Source organism: Streptomyces sp. NPDC002467, from assembly GCF_042889825.1.
Classification (GTDB): Bacteria; Actinomycetota; Actinomycetes; order Streptomycetales; family Streptomycetaceae; genus Streptomyces.
In genome coordinates, this window is sequence record NZ_JBIARJ010000016.1 from 1 (window position 1) to 16,652 (window position 16,652).

General features: G+C 72.0%; 15 protein-coding genes and 4 pseudogenes. 6 read left to right on the top strand and 13 right to left on the bottom strand.

Features of this window, described 5'->3' with window-relative positions:
• Positions 1-624: 624 nt before the first annotated feature.
• A pseudogene (locus ACFYYJ_RS28745) lies at positions 625-1,491 on the top strand (sigma-70 family RNA polymerase sigma factor); the annotation flags it as partial.
• A gap of 85 nt (positions 1,492-1,576) precedes the next feature.
• On the opposite strand, the gene ACFYYJ_RS28750 reads toward ACFYYJ_RS28745, so the two are convergent.
• From ACFYYJ_RS28750 to sigK, 9 genes are all read right to left on the bottom strand, one after another.
• A complete protein-coding gene (locus tag ACFYYJ_RS28750) occupies positions 1,577-2,299 on the bottom strand; it encodes an alpha/beta fold hydrolase (protein ID WP_389136699.1) in 723 nt (240 codons plus the stop codon).
• Positions 2,300-3,124 (bottom strand): DUF1295 domain-containing protein, encoded by an 825-nt coding sequence (locus ACFYYJ_RS28755; RefSeq protein ID WP_389136702.1) that lies wholly within the window; start codon positions 3,122-3,124, stop codon positions 2,300-2,302.
• Positions 3,121-4,407, bottom strand: coding sequence for a class I SAM-dependent methyltransferase (locus ACFYYJ_RS28760; protein WP_389136704.1), 1,287 nt, complete (start codon positions 4,405-4,407; stop codon positions 3,121-3,123). The genes ACFYYJ_RS28755 and ACFYYJ_RS28760 overlap by 4 nt, the downstream gene beginning before the upstream one ends.
• Positions 4,404-5,711 carry a class I SAM-dependent methyltransferase gene (locus ACFYYJ_RS28765; protein WP_389136706.1) on the bottom strand — a complete coding sequence of 436 codons (1,308 nt, stop codon included), beginning with the start codon at positions 5,709-5,711 and terminating at the stop codon, positions 4,404-4,406. The genes ACFYYJ_RS28760 and ACFYYJ_RS28765 overlap by 4 nt, the downstream gene beginning before the upstream one ends.
• On the bottom strand, positions 5,708-6,472 hold the full coding sequence (locus ACFYYJ_RS28770; protein ID WP_389136708.1) for a DUF1365 domain-containing protein: 765 nt from the start codon (positions 6,470-6,472) through the stop codon (positions 5,708-5,710). The genes ACFYYJ_RS28765 and ACFYYJ_RS28770 overlap by 4 nt, the downstream gene beginning before the upstream one ends.
• On the bottom strand, positions 6,469-7,725 hold the full coding sequence (locus ACFYYJ_RS28775) for an NAD(P)/FAD-dependent oxidoreductase (protein WP_389136711.1): 1,257 nt from the start codon (positions 7,723-7,725) through the stop codon (positions 6,469-6,471). The genes ACFYYJ_RS28770 and ACFYYJ_RS28775 overlap by 4 nt, the downstream gene beginning before the upstream one ends.
• 126 nt (positions 7,726-7,851) lie before the next feature.
• Positions 7,852-8,334 (bottom strand): peroxiredoxin, encoded by a 483-nt coding sequence (locus tag ACFYYJ_RS28780; protein WP_385363810.1) that lies wholly within the window; start codon positions 8,332-8,334, stop codon positions 7,852-7,854.
• 57 nt (positions 8,335-8,391) lie between these two features.
• The gene (locus tag ACFYYJ_RS28785; protein ID WP_389136715.1) at positions 8,392-9,141 is read right to left on the bottom strand and encodes an anti-sigma factor; all 750 of its coding nucleotides are present in this window, start codon (positions 9,139-9,141) and stop codon (positions 8,392-8,394) included.
• Positions 9,138-9,725: an ECF RNA polymerase sigma factor SigK gene (sigK, locus tag ACFYYJ_RS28790; RefSeq protein ID WP_385124469.1), complete on the bottom strand. Its 588-nt coding sequence runs from the start codon at positions 9,723-9,725 to the stop codon at positions 9,138-9,140. The genes ACFYYJ_RS28785 and sigK overlap by 4 nt, the downstream gene beginning before the upstream one ends.
• A 375-nt stretch (positions 9,726-10,100) precedes the next feature.
• On the opposite strand from sigK, the gene ACFYYJ_RS28795 reads away from it, so the two are divergent.
• Both ACFYYJ_RS28795 and ACFYYJ_RS28800 read left to right on the top strand, forming a co-directional pair.
• Positions 10,101-10,340: a chaplin gene (locus ACFYYJ_RS28795; protein WP_389136718.1), complete on the top strand. Its 240-nt coding sequence runs from the start codon at positions 10,101-10,103 to the stop codon at positions 10,338-10,340.
• 306 nt (positions 10,341-10,646) lie between these two features.
• Complete coding sequence (locus tag ACFYYJ_RS28800) at positions 10,647-11,291, top strand: GNAT family N-acetyltransferase (RefSeq protein WP_389136720.1); 645 nt, start codon at positions 10,647-10,649, stop codon at positions 11,289-11,291.
• Between the two features lie 87 nt (positions 11,292-11,378).
• Here the strand turns inward: ACFYYJ_RS28800 and ACFYYJ_RS28805 are convergent.
• The 3 genes and pseudogenes from ACFYYJ_RS28805 to ACFYYJ_RS28815 form a co-directional block, all read right to left on the bottom strand.
• Positions 11,379-11,660: pseudogene (locus tag ACFYYJ_RS28805) on the bottom strand (IS256 family transposase); the annotation flags it as partial.
• Between the two features lie 780 nt (positions 11,661-12,440).
• A pseudogene (locus ACFYYJ_RS28810) lies at positions 12,441-12,648 on the bottom strand (WhiB family transcriptional regulator); the annotation flags it as partial.
• 116 nt (positions 12,649-12,764) lie between these two features.
• The gene (locus ACFYYJ_RS28815; protein ID WP_389136724.1) at positions 12,765-13,277 is read right to left on the bottom strand and encodes a DinB family protein; all 513 of its coding nucleotides are present in this window, start codon (positions 13,275-13,277) and stop codon (positions 12,765-12,767) included.
• Between the two features lie 77 nt (positions 13,278-13,354).
• Here ACFYYJ_RS28815 and ACFYYJ_RS28820 point away from each other — a divergent pair, with 77 nt between their 5' ends.
• The gene (locus ACFYYJ_RS28820; protein ID WP_389136727.1) at positions 13,355-13,582 is read left to right on the top strand and encodes a hypothetical protein; all 228 of its coding nucleotides are present in this window, start codon (positions 13,355-13,357) and stop codon (positions 13,580-13,582) included.
• On the opposite strand, the gene ACFYYJ_RS28825 is transcribed toward ACFYYJ_RS28820, so the two are convergent.
• Complete coding sequence (locus ACFYYJ_RS28825) at positions 13,551-15,017, bottom strand: MFS transporter (RefSeq protein ID WP_389136730.1); 1,467 nt, start codon at positions 15,015-15,017, stop codon at positions 13,551-13,553. The genes ACFYYJ_RS28820 and ACFYYJ_RS28825 overlap by 32 nt on opposite strands.
• A gap of 101 nt (positions 15,018-15,118) precedes the next feature.
• Here ACFYYJ_RS28825 and ACFYYJ_RS28830 point away from each other — a divergent pair, with 101 nt between their 5' ends.
• On the top strand, positions 15,119-15,973 hold the full coding sequence (locus tag ACFYYJ_RS28830; RefSeq protein ID WP_385124463.1) for a helix-turn-helix domain-containing protein: 855 nt from the start codon (positions 15,119-15,121) through the stop codon (positions 15,971-15,973).
• A gap of 169 nt (positions 15,974-16,142) precedes the next feature.
• Positions 16,143-16,562: pseudogene (locus ACFYYJ_RS28835) on the top strand (TROVE domain-containing protein); the annotation flags it as partial.
• Between the last annotated feature and the right edge of the window lie 90 nt (positions 16,563-16,652).

Consider the following 16,652-nt stretch of genomic DNA (forward strand, 5'->3'; position numbering starts at 1 on the left):
CCGCCACGCCATGGCGACCGACCTCGGTTTGCCGACCGCCCACCTGCGGGTGTTACTGACTGGGTCGGCCCAGGACACGCGGGCCCGGGCTCGACCACTCGCTCGCACCGTGGCGCCCTCAGTACGGCCGACGGCCGACGGGCGAGCGATGGAGGTGGTGCATGGAGATGATCCACGTCCGGCCGGTGAGCCCGCCCGACCTCACCCCCGGTGCGCTGGAGCTGCTGACCGACAACCGTCTCGCAGCACGCGTCGCCGGCGGCAGTCGCCGCCCCCAGGGCCAGTCCCAGTCCCAGTCCCGTGGAGCCGAGCACGATCGCGGTTGCTGCGGCGAGCGGGCGTGGGGGGCGAATCTGCCGCAGATCGACGTTCAGCCGGGTCTGGTTCCACACCGCCTCGGCACCGCGAGCATCGCCGGGCAACGCCACTACCGCTCCGTGACCCGCGTCACATGCGACTTCTGTCAGGAATCGGGGAGCTGTTCCGCTCAAGTCACCGAGACCAAGCGGAACGACCGACAGGAGCAGCACATGAAGCACCGCATCGTCGTCCTCGGAGCCGGCTACGCCGGGGCCTACGCAGCCGGGACCCTGGCCCGCCGGCTGTCCCCGGCGGACACCGAGATCACCCAACGACGCCGAAGACGCCGTGCAGGACACGTTCCTGCACTGGCAAGCCGCCGACCGGCAGCAGATCAAGGTGCCGGAGGCATGGCTGACCAAGGTCGCGACCAACCTGTGTCTCGACCGGCTCCGCTCGGCACAGGCCCGCCGCGAACGCACCGCCGGCGCCTGGCTGCCCGAACCACTGCTCGACGGCGACCCGATGCTCGGCCCGGCCGACACCTTCGAACAGCGCGAATCGGTCTCCCTGGCCGTGCTCACCCTCATGGAACGCCTCTCACCCCACGAGCGGGCCGTCTACGTCCTGCGCGAAGCGTTCGCCTACGGCCACGCCGAAATCGCCGAGATCCTCGACATCACCGAGTCCGCAAGCCAGCAACACCTCCACCGCGCCCGACAGCGCATCACCGCCGCGCGCCGCGGCGGAAGCGAAGTCGACCCGGCGTCCGCCCGCGGGATCGTCGAGGAATTCCTCGCCGCCGCTGCCTCGGGCCGCACCGAACGACTCGTGGCCCTGCTCACCGGCGACGCGACCGCGATCTCCGACGGCGCCGGCGGTAAGGCCAAGACGCTGCTGCGGTACGACAGCCCGCAGCGCATCGCCGCGATCGTACGGGCCGGCCTCACACCCACACCCGCGAAACGACGACTCGCCGGCGGCACACCGGCCCTCCACCACGCGGTCGTCAACGGCGCTCCCGCACTCCTCTTCGTAGTCGGCGACCGCATCGCCGGCTCCGTGACCTTCGACATCACAGGCGGCAGGATCGCAACCGTGCGCGGCATCGCCGCCCCCGCCCGCCTCGCCCGCCTCACCGAAGCCTGGCGGCAGCACGAACCGGACACGCCGCTCATCTCCGAGTGGTGACCAGAGCCGACGCGGCCGGTCATGACGCCCGTGGTTCGCAGGTGACGGCACCGAGCTGAGTTCCCCCCCCCCTTCGGCCAGAGGTTCAGCGTGGGCAGGCCGGACGGCCTTCCCAGGGGAGGCCTTGGGCCGGCGCGGGAAGGCCGGGCGGCAGTCCGAGGAGTGCCGTGGCAGCATCCGTCGTGAAGCGGTGCCACCGAAGGGCATCGGGGATCATGCTGTGGCCGCCTCTGGGCATCGCGACGCCTGATACGAGGGCCCCGGCGTGCTGGGCGCGGGTGAGGAAGGCCCAGGTGTCCGCCGCGCGGGTGACCCGGTCGGCCTCGTCGTGGAGCGCGACGACGGTGCGGCCCAGCAGGTGGGTCGTGGGTTCGTCGGGCGGGCACCAGGGGGCGAGGGCGACCACTCCGGTGACCTGCGGGTCCGCCGCGGCACGGAGCGCGGCTCTGCCGCCGAGGGAGTGGCCCACCAGCACGACGGGCACGGGGCCGGTGAGCGCGCGCAGTTCGTCCAGGGCCCGGTGTGCGTCGGCGACGGGGTGGGCGTGGTGGCCGTTCCAGCCCCGGTGGCGGTAGCGGACGTGGGCGACCAGCACGCCCTCGGCCGCGGTCGCTCGAGCGATGTGGGCGGCGAAGGGCCGCATGCGCAGGCCGGGGAGGTTCAGGCGGGGCGGTGGCTCCGGGGCGTCCGCGCGTCCGCCGTGCAGGACCAGGACGGCGGCCTTCGCCCCGTGCGGGGGCCGCCCGCTGGTGATGGGTACGAGGGCACGGCCGACCGTCTCTCCCCCGTCGCCCGATGTCGCGTTCATTCACGGCCTCCGTTGTGCGGCGGAGTGTCGGCGGGGTGGCAGCGGCAGGAAGCCGCTGGTGCGCGCGGCGTATTCGGCGTAGCCGGGGCGGTCTGCCATGTGCTTCTCCAGGAGGCGCTTGCCGCTGCCAACGGTGAGCAGCAGGGTCATGACGACCGGGGAGACCAGGACGGCAAGGGCCGGTTGCCAGGCGGTGCAGGCGAGCAGGTACAGGCCCCACCAGACCAGCATGTCCCCGAAGTAGTTGGGGTGCCGGGTCCAGGCCCACAGGCCCCGGTCCATGATGCGGCCCCGGTGGGCGGGATCCTCCTTGAAGCGTGCGAGCTGGTGGTCGCCGACGGCCTCGAAGGCGAGTCCGAGCGCCCACACCGCGATCCCGCAGAAGGCGAGCGGGCCCACTGGTTCGGAGCTGTAGGAGGCAGCCTGGACCGGCAGGGAGATCAGCCAGACCAGGGCCGCCTGCCCGAGGTAGACGGTGCGCAGCGCGTACACGGTCCGGTTGCCGGGGGCCTTGTCGAGGAGGGCGGTGTAGCGCGGGTCCTCGCCGTGGCCGCGGGAGCGTCGTGCGATGTGTGCCGAGAGGCGCAGCCCCCACAGGATCGTCGCCGCGGCGGCCAGCAGGCGGCGACCGTCGTCCCCGTGTCCGGTGGAGAGCAGCCAGGTGACGGCGGCGACGGCGCTGAAGGCGATGCCCCACGCGATGTCGACGATGCGGTGCAGGCCGCGGCGCACGGCGATGGCGAAGGTGGTGAGCAGCACCGACCCCGCCGTGGCCGCGGTGACGGCGAGGTTGGTGGCGAGGGCGCCCCAGTCGGTGCCGTTCACGACGGGCTCGCCGGGGAGTACCAGGCGGCGGGGGTGGGCGGCATGGCCGATGTGCCCTCGCGGGTGGGACGCACGGCGAGGATCTGGTCCACGCCCATGCGGCGTTCGGCGAAGGCCAGGGAGGCTCCGGCCAGGTAGAGGCGCCATACCCGTCCGGTGGTCTCCCCGACGAGGTCCTCGACATCGTTCCAGCGGCTTTCGAGGGTGGCGCGCCAGGCGTCGATGGTGGCCGCGTAGTGCTCGCGGAGGGACTCGGTGGAGCGGACTTCCAGACCGGCGGATTCGAGGAGGTCCACGGTCCGGCCGAGGGGGCGCATGTGCATGTCGGGGGCGATGTAGCTCTCGATGAAGGCGCCTCCTCCGGGCGCGTGCGCGCCGCGGGACATCTGCTGGATCAGCAGCCTGCCCTCGGGACGCAGCGCGTCGTGGAGCTTCGCGGCGAAGGCGGGGTATTCGGCGTCGCCGACGTGTTCGCCCATCTCGACGGCGGCGGCCGCGTCGTAGCCGCCGCCGTCGATGTGCCGCCAGTGCAGCAGTCGGACGTCCACCAGGTCGTCCACGCCCTCGCGTACGGCGCGCTCGGCGACGAAGTCCCGCTGGGCGCGGGAGAGGGTGACGGCGGTGACGCGCACCTTGTGTTCCCGGGCGGCGTGCACGGTCAGGGAGCCCCAGCCGCAGCCGACGTCGAGCAGCCGGTCGCCGGCCCGCAGACCGAGTTTGCGGCAGATCAGTTCGAGCTTGTCGCGCTGGGCGTCGGCCAGCGCGTAGGCGGGGTCGTCGGGCCTGGTCCAGTAGGCGCAGGAGTACGCCATGGACTCGTCGAGGAGGAGGGCGTAGAAGTCATTGGACAGGTCGTAGTGGTGGCTGATCGCCGCGCGGTCGCGGGAGGCACTGTGCAGGGTGCCTGTCAGGCGCGCCCTCCCGTCGGGGCGCCGGGGAGGCGGGCCGGCCGCGCCGAGCCGGACGGCGAGGGCGGCGGCCGCGGCCAGCGCGGCCGGGCGAGGGCGCTCCCAGGGCCGGTCGCGAATGGCCCGGCCGGCGTGTGACAGGGCGTCGGCGAGGTCGCCGTCGATGTCGAGGTCTCCGGTGACGTAGGCCTCGGCGAGGCCGAGTTCGCCCGGCTGCCAGAGTAGGCGGCGCAGGGCGTCGGGTGAGCGGAGCATCACGAGGGGGGCGTCGGACGGGCCGGCCCGGCTGCCGTCCCAGGCCCGTAGGCGCACCGGCAGCGGGCCCGGCAGGAGGTGGCCCAGCAGTTCTGCGAGTCGGTCGGCGGCGGGCCTCATGGGCGGGTCCCTTCGGTGAGGAGGAGCTGGCGCACGTCGAGGTAGTGGGAGCGGAACCCGGCCTCGGAGTAGGCGAGGTAGAACTCCCACATGCGCTGGAAGACGGTGTCGAAGCCGAGGTCGGTGACGAGGTCGCGGCGGGCGGTGAACCGCTCGCGCCACAGGCGCAGGGTCTCGGCGTAGTGCTCGCCGTAGCCGTGGTCGGCGACGGTGGCCAGCCCGGCGGCGGCGGAGTGCTCGGCGATGGCCCTGCGGGAGGGGATCAGGCCTCCGGGGAAGACGTACTTGCTGATCCAGGTGTGGGTGGCGGCGGTGTGCCGCATCTGCTGGTGGCCCATGGTGATGGTCTGAAGGGCGATCCTGCCACCGGGGGCGAGCGCGCGGCGCAGCGCCGCGAAGTAGGAGGGCCAGTACTCCGCGCCGACGGCCTCGATCATCTCGACGCTGATCACCGCGTCGTAGCAGCCCTCGGCGTCGCGGTAATCGCGCAGCTGGACCTCCACCCGACCGGTGAATCCGGCGGCGGCGATGCGCTCGCGCGCAAGGGCTGCCTGCTCGGCGGAGAGGGTCAGGGTGGTGACCCGGGCGCCGCGTGCGGCGGCCCGCAGGGCGAGTTCGCCCCAGCCGGTGCCGATCTCCAGCAGCCGGGTGCCCTCCCCGACCCCGGCGAGGTCCAGAAGCCTGTCGATCTTGCGGTGTTGGGCGGGTTCCAGTGCCTCGAACCGGGCCGGGAAGTCGGTGAACACGGCGGCGGAGTAGGTGAGGGTGGGGTCGAGGAACGCCGAGAACAGGTCGTTGGACAGGTCGTAGTGGCGCTGGACGTTGTCGCGGGCTCCGGCACGGGTGTTGCGGTCACCGGCGGGGCGGGCGGCCACCCACAGTCCGCGGAGCCGGCGCAGTGGGGCGGGTACGAGCTCGTCGACGTGTGCGGCGAGGACGGTCAGTACGCCGGCCAGGTCGTCGCTGTCCCATTCGCCGGCCATGTAGGACTCGCCGAATCCGATCAGGCCGTGGCGGCCGATGCGCCGGTGGAAGGCTTCCGGGTCGTGCAGGGTCAACTGCGGTCCGGTCGTCCCGCCCGGAGCCGTCAGTGCCAGCCGTTCCAGGGCGCCGCCGACCAGGTGTCTTGCCACGGCGGTCCGGACCGGCCCCGCAGACGGCAGGCGGGCCACGTCCGGCCAGCGGGCGGGCTCGACATCGGGGCGTCGGACGCCGTGCGGGGCGAGTACCCGCCGCGACGGGGGTTGGGGCTGCGGGGGGATTCCGAGGGCGCGGCAGTGGGAGGTGGTGGCGGGCTGGGTCACGGCAGCATGCCTTCCTGCGGGGTGGGGCGGGGACGGGGGTGTACGGGCAGACCGCGCAGCAGCAGGTGGACGCCGTGCCGGTGGATGCCGGCCCAGACAGCGACGGTCGACCACGGCCTGCGGGCCGCGGCGGACAACAGGGCGGGCACGGTGGCGGGCCGGCGGCGGCCGCGGACCACGGCGGTGAAGGCCCGGCCGTCCTCGTTCTCGAGGTGGATGGTGAGCGCCAGCCGGTCACCGGGGAGCGGCAGCCTCATCCGGTAGTGGCCTTCGACGGCGAAGAAGGGCGAGACGTAGAACTCCTTGTCCACTTCCGCCTCGTCGGCGCCGTCCGTCCGCAGGAGGTAGCAGTGGCGCTGCCCGTAGGTGTTGTGGACCTCGGCCACGACGCACACCAGGGTGCCGGAGCGGTCGTGGCACCAGTACAGGCTGAGCGGGTTGAAGACGAACCCGAGCACGCGGGCGTGCGCCAGCATGGTCACGTTCCCGCCGTCCAGGTCGATGCCGTGGCCGGCGAGGAAGGTGTCGAGTCCGGCGCGGATGGAGGGCGCGCCGCCGCCGAAGTGGTCGCGGGCGTCGAACCGGGCGAGCGGACGCACCGGCCGGGGCAGTACGGGCAGCCGGTCGAGGTCCACGCACCACAGGTAGGTGCGGTGCCGGAAGGAGTGGTGCAGCGCTCTGGTGCGGGTATGCGTGATCACGCACTCGTAGAGCGCCGCGGCGGGCGCGTTGCGTGCGGCGGGTCCTTCGGTCCCGGTCACCAGCGCACCCCCAGGGACCGGGCGGCCTCCGCGCCGGAGCGGCAGCCGTCCTCGTGGAACCCCCAGCCGTGCCAGGCCCCGGCGTAGGCGGTCACGCCCGTGTTGAGGCGGGGCAGCTCCCGCTGCGCCGCGACCGATGCGGGGGTGTACACCGGGTGCTCGTAGGTCATCCGCTCCACCACACGGTCCGCGGCGATGCCGTCCTCCCCGCCGAGGGTGACGACGTAGTCGGCGCCCTCGGGCAGGTGCTGGAGGCGCCGCATGTCGTAGCTGACGCGGACGGGCTCCGCCGAGGGGTCGCAGCCGGTCATGCGGTAGTTCCAGGAGGCCCGGGCGTGGGGCGCGGACGGCAGGATCCGGGTGTCGGTGTGCAGCACGGTGGGGTTGCGCGAGTACGTGAAGGCGCCCAGGAGCCGCCGCTCGTCCTCGGTGGGGTCCGCGAGCAGACGCAGCGCCTGGTCCGGGTGCGTGGCGATCACCACGGCGTCGTGGGTGTCCGTGCCGTCCCCGGTCGTGACACGTACGCCCCTGTCGGTGCGCCGGACGGCGTGGACCGGGCTGGAGGTGTGGACCCGCTGCACGTGCTTGGCCGCGGCGGCGACGTACGCGGCCGAACCGCCGGTGACGGTCTTCCACTGCGGGGAGCCCGTCACGGACAGCAGGCCGTGGTGGTCGAGGAAGGCGAAGAGGTAGGCGGCCGGATAGGACAAGGCGGTGCGCGCCGGACAGGACCAGACCGCCGCCACAAGAGGCAGAGCGAAGTGGCTGACGAAGTACGAGGAGAACCCGCCCTCGCGCAAGAAGTCCCCGAAGGTGATGCCCGGGTTCGCCCCACGGGCCAGGAGCCGCCGGGCGCCCCGGTGGAAGACCGGGACCTCGGCCAGAAGCCGCAGGTAGCGCCCCCGCAGCGCGGCCCTGGAGGCGAACAGGCCCGCCGGACCGCGGGCGCCCGCGTATTCCAGGCCGCAGCCGTCGCACCGCACCGACATGCTCATCTCGGCGTCCTGCGTGCCGACTCCGAGTTCCCGGAACAGCCGCAGCAGGGTGGGGTAGGTGCGCTCGTTGTGCACGATGAAGCCCGAGTCCACAGCGATGGCACGGCCGCCGGGGCCCGCCGTCTCATGTGTGTGGGCGTGACCGCCGAGCCGGTCGTCCGCCTCGTACAGCGTGACCCGACACGAGGTCGCGAGCACGTAGGCGGCGGTCAGGCCCGCCACCCCCGCGCCTACGACGGCCACATTGCGCTGTTCCACCCGGCCACTCCCGCCACTCGACACGCTGCTCGGCTGCTGCGTTTCACCCGTACTTCGCAGCGGCCGGGCGGCCGGATTGGAGAGAATGTGTGGCGGCGGGCGCGGGCCGGGGCGGTGCCTGCCGGTTCAGCCGGTCAGGCGGGCGAGCTGCACCTTCAAGGTCCCGGCGGGCGGGTAGGTGGCGCCGACCGCGGTGACGTGCTTCCAGTGCAGGCGGCCGGTGCTGTCGACGATGAAGACGGAACGGCGCAGCCCGATCAGGGGTGCGGTGATCCCGAAGGACTTGGCGACCGTACGCCCCGGATCGGACAGCAGCGGCATGCGCAGGCCCCTGTCCCGGGCGAACTTCTCGTGACTGTCCACTCCCTGGGGGCTGATGCCCCAGACGGTGGCCCCGGCGGACTGGAGCCCGGCCAGGCCGTCGGAGTAGGAGCAGAGCTGTGCGGTGCACACCGGGGTGTCGTCGCCGGGGTAGAAGGCGAGGACGAGCGGTTTGCCGCGCTGCTCGGACAGGGTGTAGTCGGCTCGGTGGAAGGTTTCTCCGTCCAGGTGCCCGCCGCTCAGGCGGAAGTCTCCGACGGTGTCCCCGATCTTCGGGGTGTTGGCCATGAGGGACCTCGATTGCTGTCGGGTGACGCGCGGCGCCTGTCCGGCGGGGCCTGCGGGTCAGGTGGGAAGGGTCATCAGGAGCAGGGGGGCGGTGGTGGGCTGGGGCGATCCTCCGGCGGGTTCGAGGGTGAGGCCGACCGCGCCCGCGTCAGCCGGGTTCCCGCTGAGGACGACCGTACCGTCGTGGTCGATGAATCCGGCCGGGCGCATGGTGTCCCCGTGGGCGAGCCACAGTTGATAGGTCTTGCCGGCTCCGGGTGCGGGAAGGTTGCCGGCGGTGAACACGGCCTTGTTCTGGCGGTCGGATGCGACGACGGTGGTCAGGGCCCCGTTGGCGGCCCGTCCGTGGACGGTGCGGGCATCGGGCGCGGCCAGAACGCTGCTGACCTCGTCCAGCCGCTGCTGCGCCTGGCGGGCCTGCTGCCTGACGTCCTCGCCGTTCTGCGCCTGCCACAGCGCGACACCGCCGAGGGCGGCGGCGGCCACACTGGCCGCCAGCGCCAGTGGCAGGGCCCGGCTGCGCAGCATGCCGCCGACGGCGGGTGCGGAGGCAGTGGAGGGGACGCGCGGGGACAGCTGGCGTACGCCGTCGATGGCGGCCATGACCTGCGGCTTGATCGCCGCGGGCGGTGGTTGGGAGGCCGCTGCTGCCAGGCGTGCGGCGGTCGCCCCGAACTCCGCGGCTTCCTGCCGGCACGCCTCGCACGCCTCCAGGTGGGATTCGAAGTCCGCGCGTTCGCCGGTGTCGAGGGCGCCGAGGGCGTAGGCGGCGGCAAGGGTGTGGGCGTCGGACGTGTGGTGGTTCATGTGGTCACCCCCATGCAGTCGCGGAGCCGGATGAGCCCGTCGCGCATGCGTGTCTTGATGGTGGGAAGCGGAGTGCGCAGGGCTTCGGCGACTTCACGGTAGGTGAGCCCCCGGTAGTAGGCCAGGGTCACAGCCTGGCGCTGGAGTTCGGTCAGGCCGCGCAGGCAGCGCCGTACCTGCTCGCTCTCCAGGCGGGTCTCGACCTGCTCGGCGACCTCGTCGAAGGCGGTGGTGTGCTCGCGGGCGGCCTGGGCCTGTTCGCGGTCGGTTGCGGCCTGGGCGGATCGGACCCGGTCCACGGCCCGCCGGTGGGCGATCGTCGCCGCCCAGGTGGTGACGCTGCCCGCTTCGGGCCGGTAGCGGGCGGCCTGCCGCCACAGGTCGATCATGACCTCCTGGGCGACCTCCTCGGACTGGGCCCGGTCGCGTACGACTTTGATCACGATCCCGAACACCAGGGGTGCGAGGGCGTCGTAGAGGACGGAGAAGGCCTGTTTGTCGCCGTGGGCGACGTCGCGCATGATCTCGACCAGATCGCCACGCCCCGCGGCAGGGCCGGCACCGAAGGGGATGGGTTGGTTCACCGGCGCTGCTCCGGCCGTGGAGAGAAGGCGGAGGGGCGGCCGGGTACGGCCGTCGGGGGGCGGGGTGTCCATCGCATGCCGGTCCTTGATTCTTGCGCTCAGACGGGCCGGACCGTCCCGAAGGCGTCCCGGCCACCGGAGCAGGTGGGCGTGTCAGCAGTTCTTCGTAGCGGACGGGTGTGCGGATGGGACGACATTTCGTCACCCGCAGCCCGGGCGGTTGCCCCGTTCGAGGGAACCGTGACGCGTCGGCCCAGCCGAAGGGCGAACGGCGGCGAAGGCACGGGTGAGGGAGCCGCGAGGCACTCAGCGGCTCGCTCGCGGGCCGAGCGGAACCTCCGCCCGGCGCAGCTACCCCCATGGGAGGTATTTCAGATGGTTCGTGTGCGACGAGGCATTGCGGTGGCTCTGGCAGCCGGTGCGGTCGTGGTGGGCGGCGCGTCGATGGCTGCGGCCGATGCCGGTGCGCAGGGTGTGGCCGCGTACTCACCCGGTGTGGCCTCGGGCAACCTGATCCAGGTACCCATCCACATCCCCGTCAACGCCTGCGGCAACACCGTGAGCATCATCGGGCTGCTGAACCCGTCCTTCGGCAACACCTGCGTCAGCGGCTGATCGCGCGCCACGAGAAGAGCTCCGTCCGCCTCCGACACGACGGGGTGGAGCGGACCGGCGATCCGCCCGGCATCGGGCACGAGGCGGCCGTGAGGACGTCTCGTGCCCGGTAGGAACCATGAGCCGGGCGGGTCGGCTGCGGGTGGCTGTCGGCACAGCCACCCGCAGCACCTTCTGACCGGCGCCCCCGCTACCAGGTGAGGACGGCAATGACCTGCTTGCCGCGGTCAAGGACTAATCGTTCTTGGGAATCTCGGGAGCCGGTAGGTTGTCTCATCGAAGCCGGTTCGGAGAGAGGCTGCTGGGGTGCTCACGCTGACCGAGATTGCCGAGGACCCCCTTCGCCTGACGAGCCGTCTGAAACCTCATGGCGGTTCGGATGTCATCCTCCGCCCCCTGACGCACGCCGACACGGGGCAATTGGCCGAGTTCCTCGATGCCCTGTCCTCCGAGTCGAGGCGCTTCAGTACATTCGGCGGGTACGACCTCGCGACCGCCCGGGAGCTGTGTGACGCGATCGCGCGCTACGACAAGCTCAGGCTGGTGCTCGAGGACGTGCCGTCCGGCAGGATCGTCGGCCTTCTCGAATTCAGCCTCGCTCTGACTCCTGCGGACATCGCGCGCTACCAGGACGCGGGCATCCGCCTCACCGAGCCAACTGACTGCCGCTTCGGCCCCACTCTGGCTGACGACTACCAGGGCCGAGGCGTCGGGACGCTCGCCTTCCCGCTTGTCACGGAGGTCGCACGACTGCTTGGCAGGACAAGGATCATCCTGTGGGGCGGCGTCCGCGCCGACAACCCTCGCGCCATCCGCTACTACGAGAAGAACGGCTTCCAGCCGGTCGGCTTCTTCACCGAGGCGGACGGTTCCCAGTCACTCGACATGATGCTGGACCTGCACCCAGCACCGGATCCGGCAGGGCCCTCGACCCGACGCGGTCACCCGTAGCAGCTCCGGCCGACCTTCCGCCGTCTGGCCGGCGACGCGCAACAGTAGCCACCCAACGGACAGCTCGTTTACCGCGCGTCGGGCGCTTCACGCGGCCACCGCTTCGGGGCGCTCGACGAGCTGGCCGCGTTCGAAACGGGCTCCGGCGCGGACGAGCGGCACGAGGTGGGCGCCGTTGACCGCCCGCCAACGTGCCTGGGCCGACTCGACGAGCTTGAACACCATCGCCAGGCCGGCGGCGCGGGAGCCGGGGCCCTTGGTGACCTTGGTGACCTTGGTGACCTTGGTACGGAGCCGGACGGTGGCGAAGGTCGACTCGATCGGGTTGGTGGTCCGCAGGTGGATCCAGTGCTCGGCCGGGTAGTTGTACTCGTCCCCAGCCCCTCCGCCCTCGTCGTCCTCCTCGGAGCCGTCGCCCTCGGCCGCACCTCCTTCGGCATCCTCCTCGTCCTCGCCTACGGCCTGGGCATGGCCGCCACTCTGACCCTCGCCGGACTGCTCCTCCTGCACGTCAAACACCGCCTCACGGCAGCCTCCGAAGGTTCCATCGCCCGACGGTTGATGCACTTCGCTTCACGCATCGGCCCCCTGGCGACCTCCGCCCTCGTCGTCCTGGTCGGAATCGGGCTGACGGTGAGGGCCCTCACCACCTGACCAGCGGCCGTCCTGCGGTCGGGTGTTCCACGAGTGACCACCTATGAGACACGGGCGCCTGGCCGTGGTGGGCGTCGGGTCACCACTGGCCCGGACCCGAGGCGGCCCGTGTGCGCATCGGCGCGAGAGGCCCTGACCGTCGCACTGGCCTGACAGCAGGGGCCGGCGACCACAGGCCCAACCCGGTTTCACCCGTTTGGCCCGACTGAATCCCGGTCTGCTTCGGAAGGACCGGATCATGAGTTGCTTCCATCGGTGCCGTGCTTGTGGGAGCTGCGGGGACGAAGTGCTGCTTGAGACCGTCGAAGCTCACGGGCCGGCCGTCCAGCACCGCCGCACGTAACAGTCCCGCCAGCTGCTCGGCGTCGTGCTCGGTCACCGCCGTTGACGCGCGCGCACCTCACGGCCGCGACCGGAGGATCATCCCGGCATGCGTCTGAGGCAGACCCGTGCCCCACGGCAGGCATTCGTGTACGGGCTCACATCAGCCGAACCTCAGGCGGAACGGAGACCAGGAGACGTCAACGCGGCTTCGTACTCCTGACGGGCCGCTCGCAGGAGCTCCGCCCACGACTGGACGGTGGGCCGGCGTTTCAGCAGCGCTCGCCGCTCGCGTTCCGTCATGCCGCCCCACGCCGTGCTCGATCCGCTCGTCGAGAGCGTAGGCAAGGCACTCAGCACGCACCGGGCAGCCTGCACACACGCGTTGGAAAATCAGCCAGAAGTAGAAACGGATCGATCGCTGTGCCCGACGCGCCGCCCTGTACGGAACTCGGCGGCGCGTCACTCACATCAGGGAGGACGCGACTTGATCTGGCGTCATACGCCAGTGGTGCCGTCGATGCGTTCCCGGACCAGGTCGGCGTGGCCGTTGTGGCGGGCGTACTCCTCGATCATGTGGACGTAGATCCAGCGGAGGTTGACGTCCTGCCCCATGAAGCGGCCTGCATCGGTCAGAGCGCGGTCGGCGCAGAGCTCGCGGGCGCGGGCGATCTCCGCCTGCCAGGTGGCAAGGGCGTCGTGCAGTGTGGCGCCCTCGGCCAGTTCGAAGCCGCCGTCAGGGGCAGTCGGGTCGGCCTGCGGGTCGAAGATGGGCGGTGCCTGTTCTCCGGCGAACACTCGGCGGAACCAGTTCCGCTCCACCTCTGCCATGTGCTGGACGAGGCCGGTCAATGTGAAGTCGGACGGTGGCACGGACGCGACGGCGGCCTGCCCGTCGTCCAAGCCCTCGCACTTCATGGCGAGGGTGGCGCGGTGGAAGTCAAGCCAGCTTTCGAGCGTGGTGCGCTCGTCGGCGTTCAGGGGCGGCGAAGGGCGTTCGATGGCGCTCATCGGTCGATTATCGCCGGCGGCCGAAGCCGTGGACGGGCAGAGCCTCCGACAAGGCGAACGTCGACCCCAACGCCAAGGTGGCCGTCCTCGGCAAGAACGGCCCCGAGGCCCGCCCGGCGACCAACACCGACAAGACCCTGTCCGGTATCGGCCACGTCAAGCAGTGCGCGGACCCGGAGCAGAAGCACTCCTACGACGTGGTCGTGGGCCCGGGCAGCAAGATCACCGAAATGACCGGGCTCTCCGGCTCCGACGCACACCACCGAGCCCTCCTCAGCGCATCACGCGCGGCAGCCGCAGGCTGAGGAGGACCGTCAGCGCGATCAGGCCCAACTGGACCAACAGAGTTACGGCAAAGGCGTCGCGCATCCCCATCAACGGGTTCAGCGCGAGGAAGAGGCTGCCCAGGGTCGCCACACCCAGGGCGAGCGCCGACTGCTGGGTGGTGACCACGACTCCGCTGCCCACCCCGGCCCGGTCGGCCGGGACGTCCGAGAGCATCAGGCGCATCAGGACCGGCAGTTGGAGCCCCTGCCCGAGGCCCGCGACAGCGACGCCGGGAGCGAGGGCGGCGAGCCCGAGTTCCGGCCAGTCGCGCATGACCGCCAGCAGGAGCAGGAGGATGCCCACGGCCTGCAGGACGCCGCCCACGGTGACGACCCGGGTGCCGAACCGGCCGACCAGTCGCGGTCCGGCAAGTGAGGCCGCGAAGAAGGCCGTAGCCATCGGCACCAGGGCGAGGCCCGCGGCCACCGGCCCCATGCTCAGGCCCTGCTGGAGCGCCACCGCGACCACGAACATGAAGCCGCTGAAGCCGATCGAGAACGGCGCGACCATCACCAGGCCGCGCCGCAGCGACTCCAGGCGCAGCAGGCTCGGCGGCACCAGCGGGGTACGGCCGGCGCGGTCGGCACGGCGCTCGACCCGCCAGAAGGCCGTGGCCGCACATGGGAATACCCCGAGCGACACCCACGTCCACAGCGGCCAGCCCGCCGCCCGACCCTCGGTCAGCGGCAGCAGCAGCGACACCAGCGACAGGGCCAGCAGCAGAGTCCCCCGTACGTCGACCGAGGCCGGGCGCTCCGAGCGGGTCTCGGGGACGGCGCGGACGGCCAGCACCAGCCCGAGGACCACCACCGGCACGTTCACCAGGAACACCGAACGCCACCCGGAGCCCGCCACGTCGGCGGCGACCAGCACCCCGCCCAGAATCTGCCCGGCGACCATGGACAGCCCGGCGGTCGCACCGTACAGGCTCATCGCCCGAGCGCGGCGCGGTCCCTGCGTGGTGGCCTGGATGGTGGCGAGCACCTGCGGCAGCATCAGGGCCGCCGCGGCCCCCTGGGCCACCCGCGCGCCGACCAGGGTCCAGGCGGTGGGGGCCAGCCCGCAGGCGAGCGACGTGACGCCGAAGGCGGCCATGCCGATCAGGAAGAGCCGGCGCCGTCCGGCCGTGTCGCCGAGGCGGCCGCCGAGGACGAGGATCACGGCGTAGGCGACGCCGTAGCCGCCGACGATCAGTTCGAGCACGGCGGGACCGGCGGCGAGATCACCGTCGATGGTGGGCAGTGCGACATTGACGATGAAGAAGTCGATCAGCGGGAGTGCCGCGCCCAGCAGCACGGTGAACAGTCCGAGTGGACCCAGTACCGCTCCGTGACGGATGACGGGGACGGGGGCGGGGGCGGCGCCCGTAGGGGCCGGGGAGGACGACGGGGTACGTACGGTGGCTTCGCTCACGGAGGAGACGATCCTCCCGCGCTCAGCCTGGTACCAGAGTCTCCTTATCCTGGTACCAGCAGTACCTGGCAACCGGCTGAGCGGTGCGGCACCCTGGAACCATGACCACTGTGGCCCCGGAGAGCGACGTACGACGGCACGAGCTGGCCGACTTCCTGCGCAGCCGGCGTGAGCGCATCACTCCCGAGCAGGTCGGGCTCGTACGCGGCCGCCGCCGGCGCACCCCCGGGCTGCGCCGTGAGGAGGTCGCGCAGCTCTCCGCTGTCGGTGTCACCTGGTACACCTGGCTGGAGCAGGCCCGCGAGATCCAGGTGTCCCCGCAGGTGCTGGACGCCTTGGCCCGCGCCCTGCTGCTGGACGCCAGCGAGCGCGCCCATCTGTTCGCGCTGGCCGGCGGCCTCGACCCGGCGCCGCACACCCTCTGCGCGACCGTGACCCCGGCCGTGCGGGCGATGCTCGACCAACTGGACCCGATTCCGGCCAGCGTGCAGAACAGCCGGTACGACATCCTCGCCTACAACACGACGTTCGGGCGCCTGCTGAACGACCTGGACCGCCTGCCGCCCGAGGACCGCAACGCCCTGTGGCTGGCGTTCACCGACGCGGACTGGCAGGCGGCCGTCGTCGACCTGCCCGAGGCGCAGCGGACGATGGCGGCCAAGTTCCGTGCCTCGATGGCCGAGCACCTGGCCGAGCCCGCCTGGAAGGCGCTGGTGGCCCGGCTGGAATCGGCGTCGCCCGAGTTCCGGGAGGTGTGGGCGCGGCACGAGGTGGTCGGCCAAGGCGGGAAGACGAAGTACATCCGCAACGCCCACGTCGGCCTGCTGTACCTGGAGCACGTCAACCTGTGGCTGGGACCGGCGGCGGGCCCGCGTCTGGTGACCTACGTCCCGGTGGACGAGGAGACCCGCGGCCGCCTCGTACAGCTCCACGCCCTGTCGCCCGCCGCGGTGTGACCGCAGCACCGGGGCGCAATTGCGTGGCGGCGCCCGGCGCCGCCGCCTGACGTGTGACTCGTCCAGGCGCGAAGGCGAAACCTACTTCCACTGCGTGCGGCGGCCGCGGGTTCGAGTCCCGTCGCCGACTTTGATCTCGGGCACTCCACACGTCACGCCTCCCCCTGTTGTCTTCGGCTCGGCGCCGGCCCTGCGCGCCGAGGACGCGGACCTGGTGCGGTTCGGCACGAGCGGCAAGGCGGTCGCGTACGAGAGGGGCGAGTCGGTACTGAAGGTGCTGGAGCGCGCTTCGTGACCTCGGCGGCACCAACACCACCGAGGCCGTGCGGCAGCACTGGAAGGACCACGACCGGTCCTGATCGTCACCGACGAGCAGGCCACCCACCACCACGGCGGTGACCCGACGGCCCCGGTCGCGGACACCGTCCCGGTGTACACGTGGAACCTGGCCGGCTACCGGGTGGGCCACGCGCCCTCCGGTACCGCGAACCGGCACACGTTCGGCGGGCTCACCGACGCGGCCTTCCGCATGGTGTCCCTGATCGAGGGCGGCCAGGACGCCGACTGGCCGTGGGCGGCGGCCACCTGACCTGGTGGTCCCGCAGCCAGTACCCGGGGGAATCCGGGTACTGGACCGCACCCTGCCACACGTCCGTTCCGGTAGCCGTGAGATTCTCGC

What these genes read in the sequence shown, in the direction of transcription:
- ACFYYJ_RS28750 (WP_389136699.1), bottom strand. Translation starts at nt 2,299, where the DNA reads ATGAACGCGACATCGGGCGACGGGGGAGAGACGGTCGGCCGTGCCCTC.
- ACFYYJ_RS28760 (WP_389136704.1), bottom strand. Translation starts at nt 4,407, where the DNA reads ATGAGGCCCGCCGCCGACCGACTCGCAGAACTGCTGGGCCACCTCCTG.
- ACFYYJ_RS28780 (WP_385363810.1), bottom strand. Translation starts at nt 8,334, where the DNA reads ATGGCCAACACCCCGAAGATCGGGGACACCGTCGGAGACTTCCGCCTG.
- ACFYYJ_RS28785 (WP_389136715.1), bottom strand. Translation starts at nt 9,141, where the DNA reads ATGAACCACCACACGTCCGACGCCCACACCCTTGCCGCCGCCTACGCC.
- ACFYYJ_RS28795 (WP_389136718.1), top strand. Translation starts at nt 10,101, where the DNA reads ATGGTTCGTGTGCGACGAGGCATTGCGGTGGCTCTGGCAGCCGGTGCG.
- ACFYYJ_RS28815 (WP_389136724.1), bottom strand. Translation starts at nt 13,277, where the DNA reads ATGAGCGCCATCGAACGCCCTTCGCCGCCCCTGAACGCCGACGAGCGC.
- ACFYYJ_RS28830 (WP_385124463.1), top strand. Translation starts at nt 15,119, where the DNA reads ATGACCACTGTGGCCCCGGAGAGCGACGTACGACGGCACGAGCTGGCC.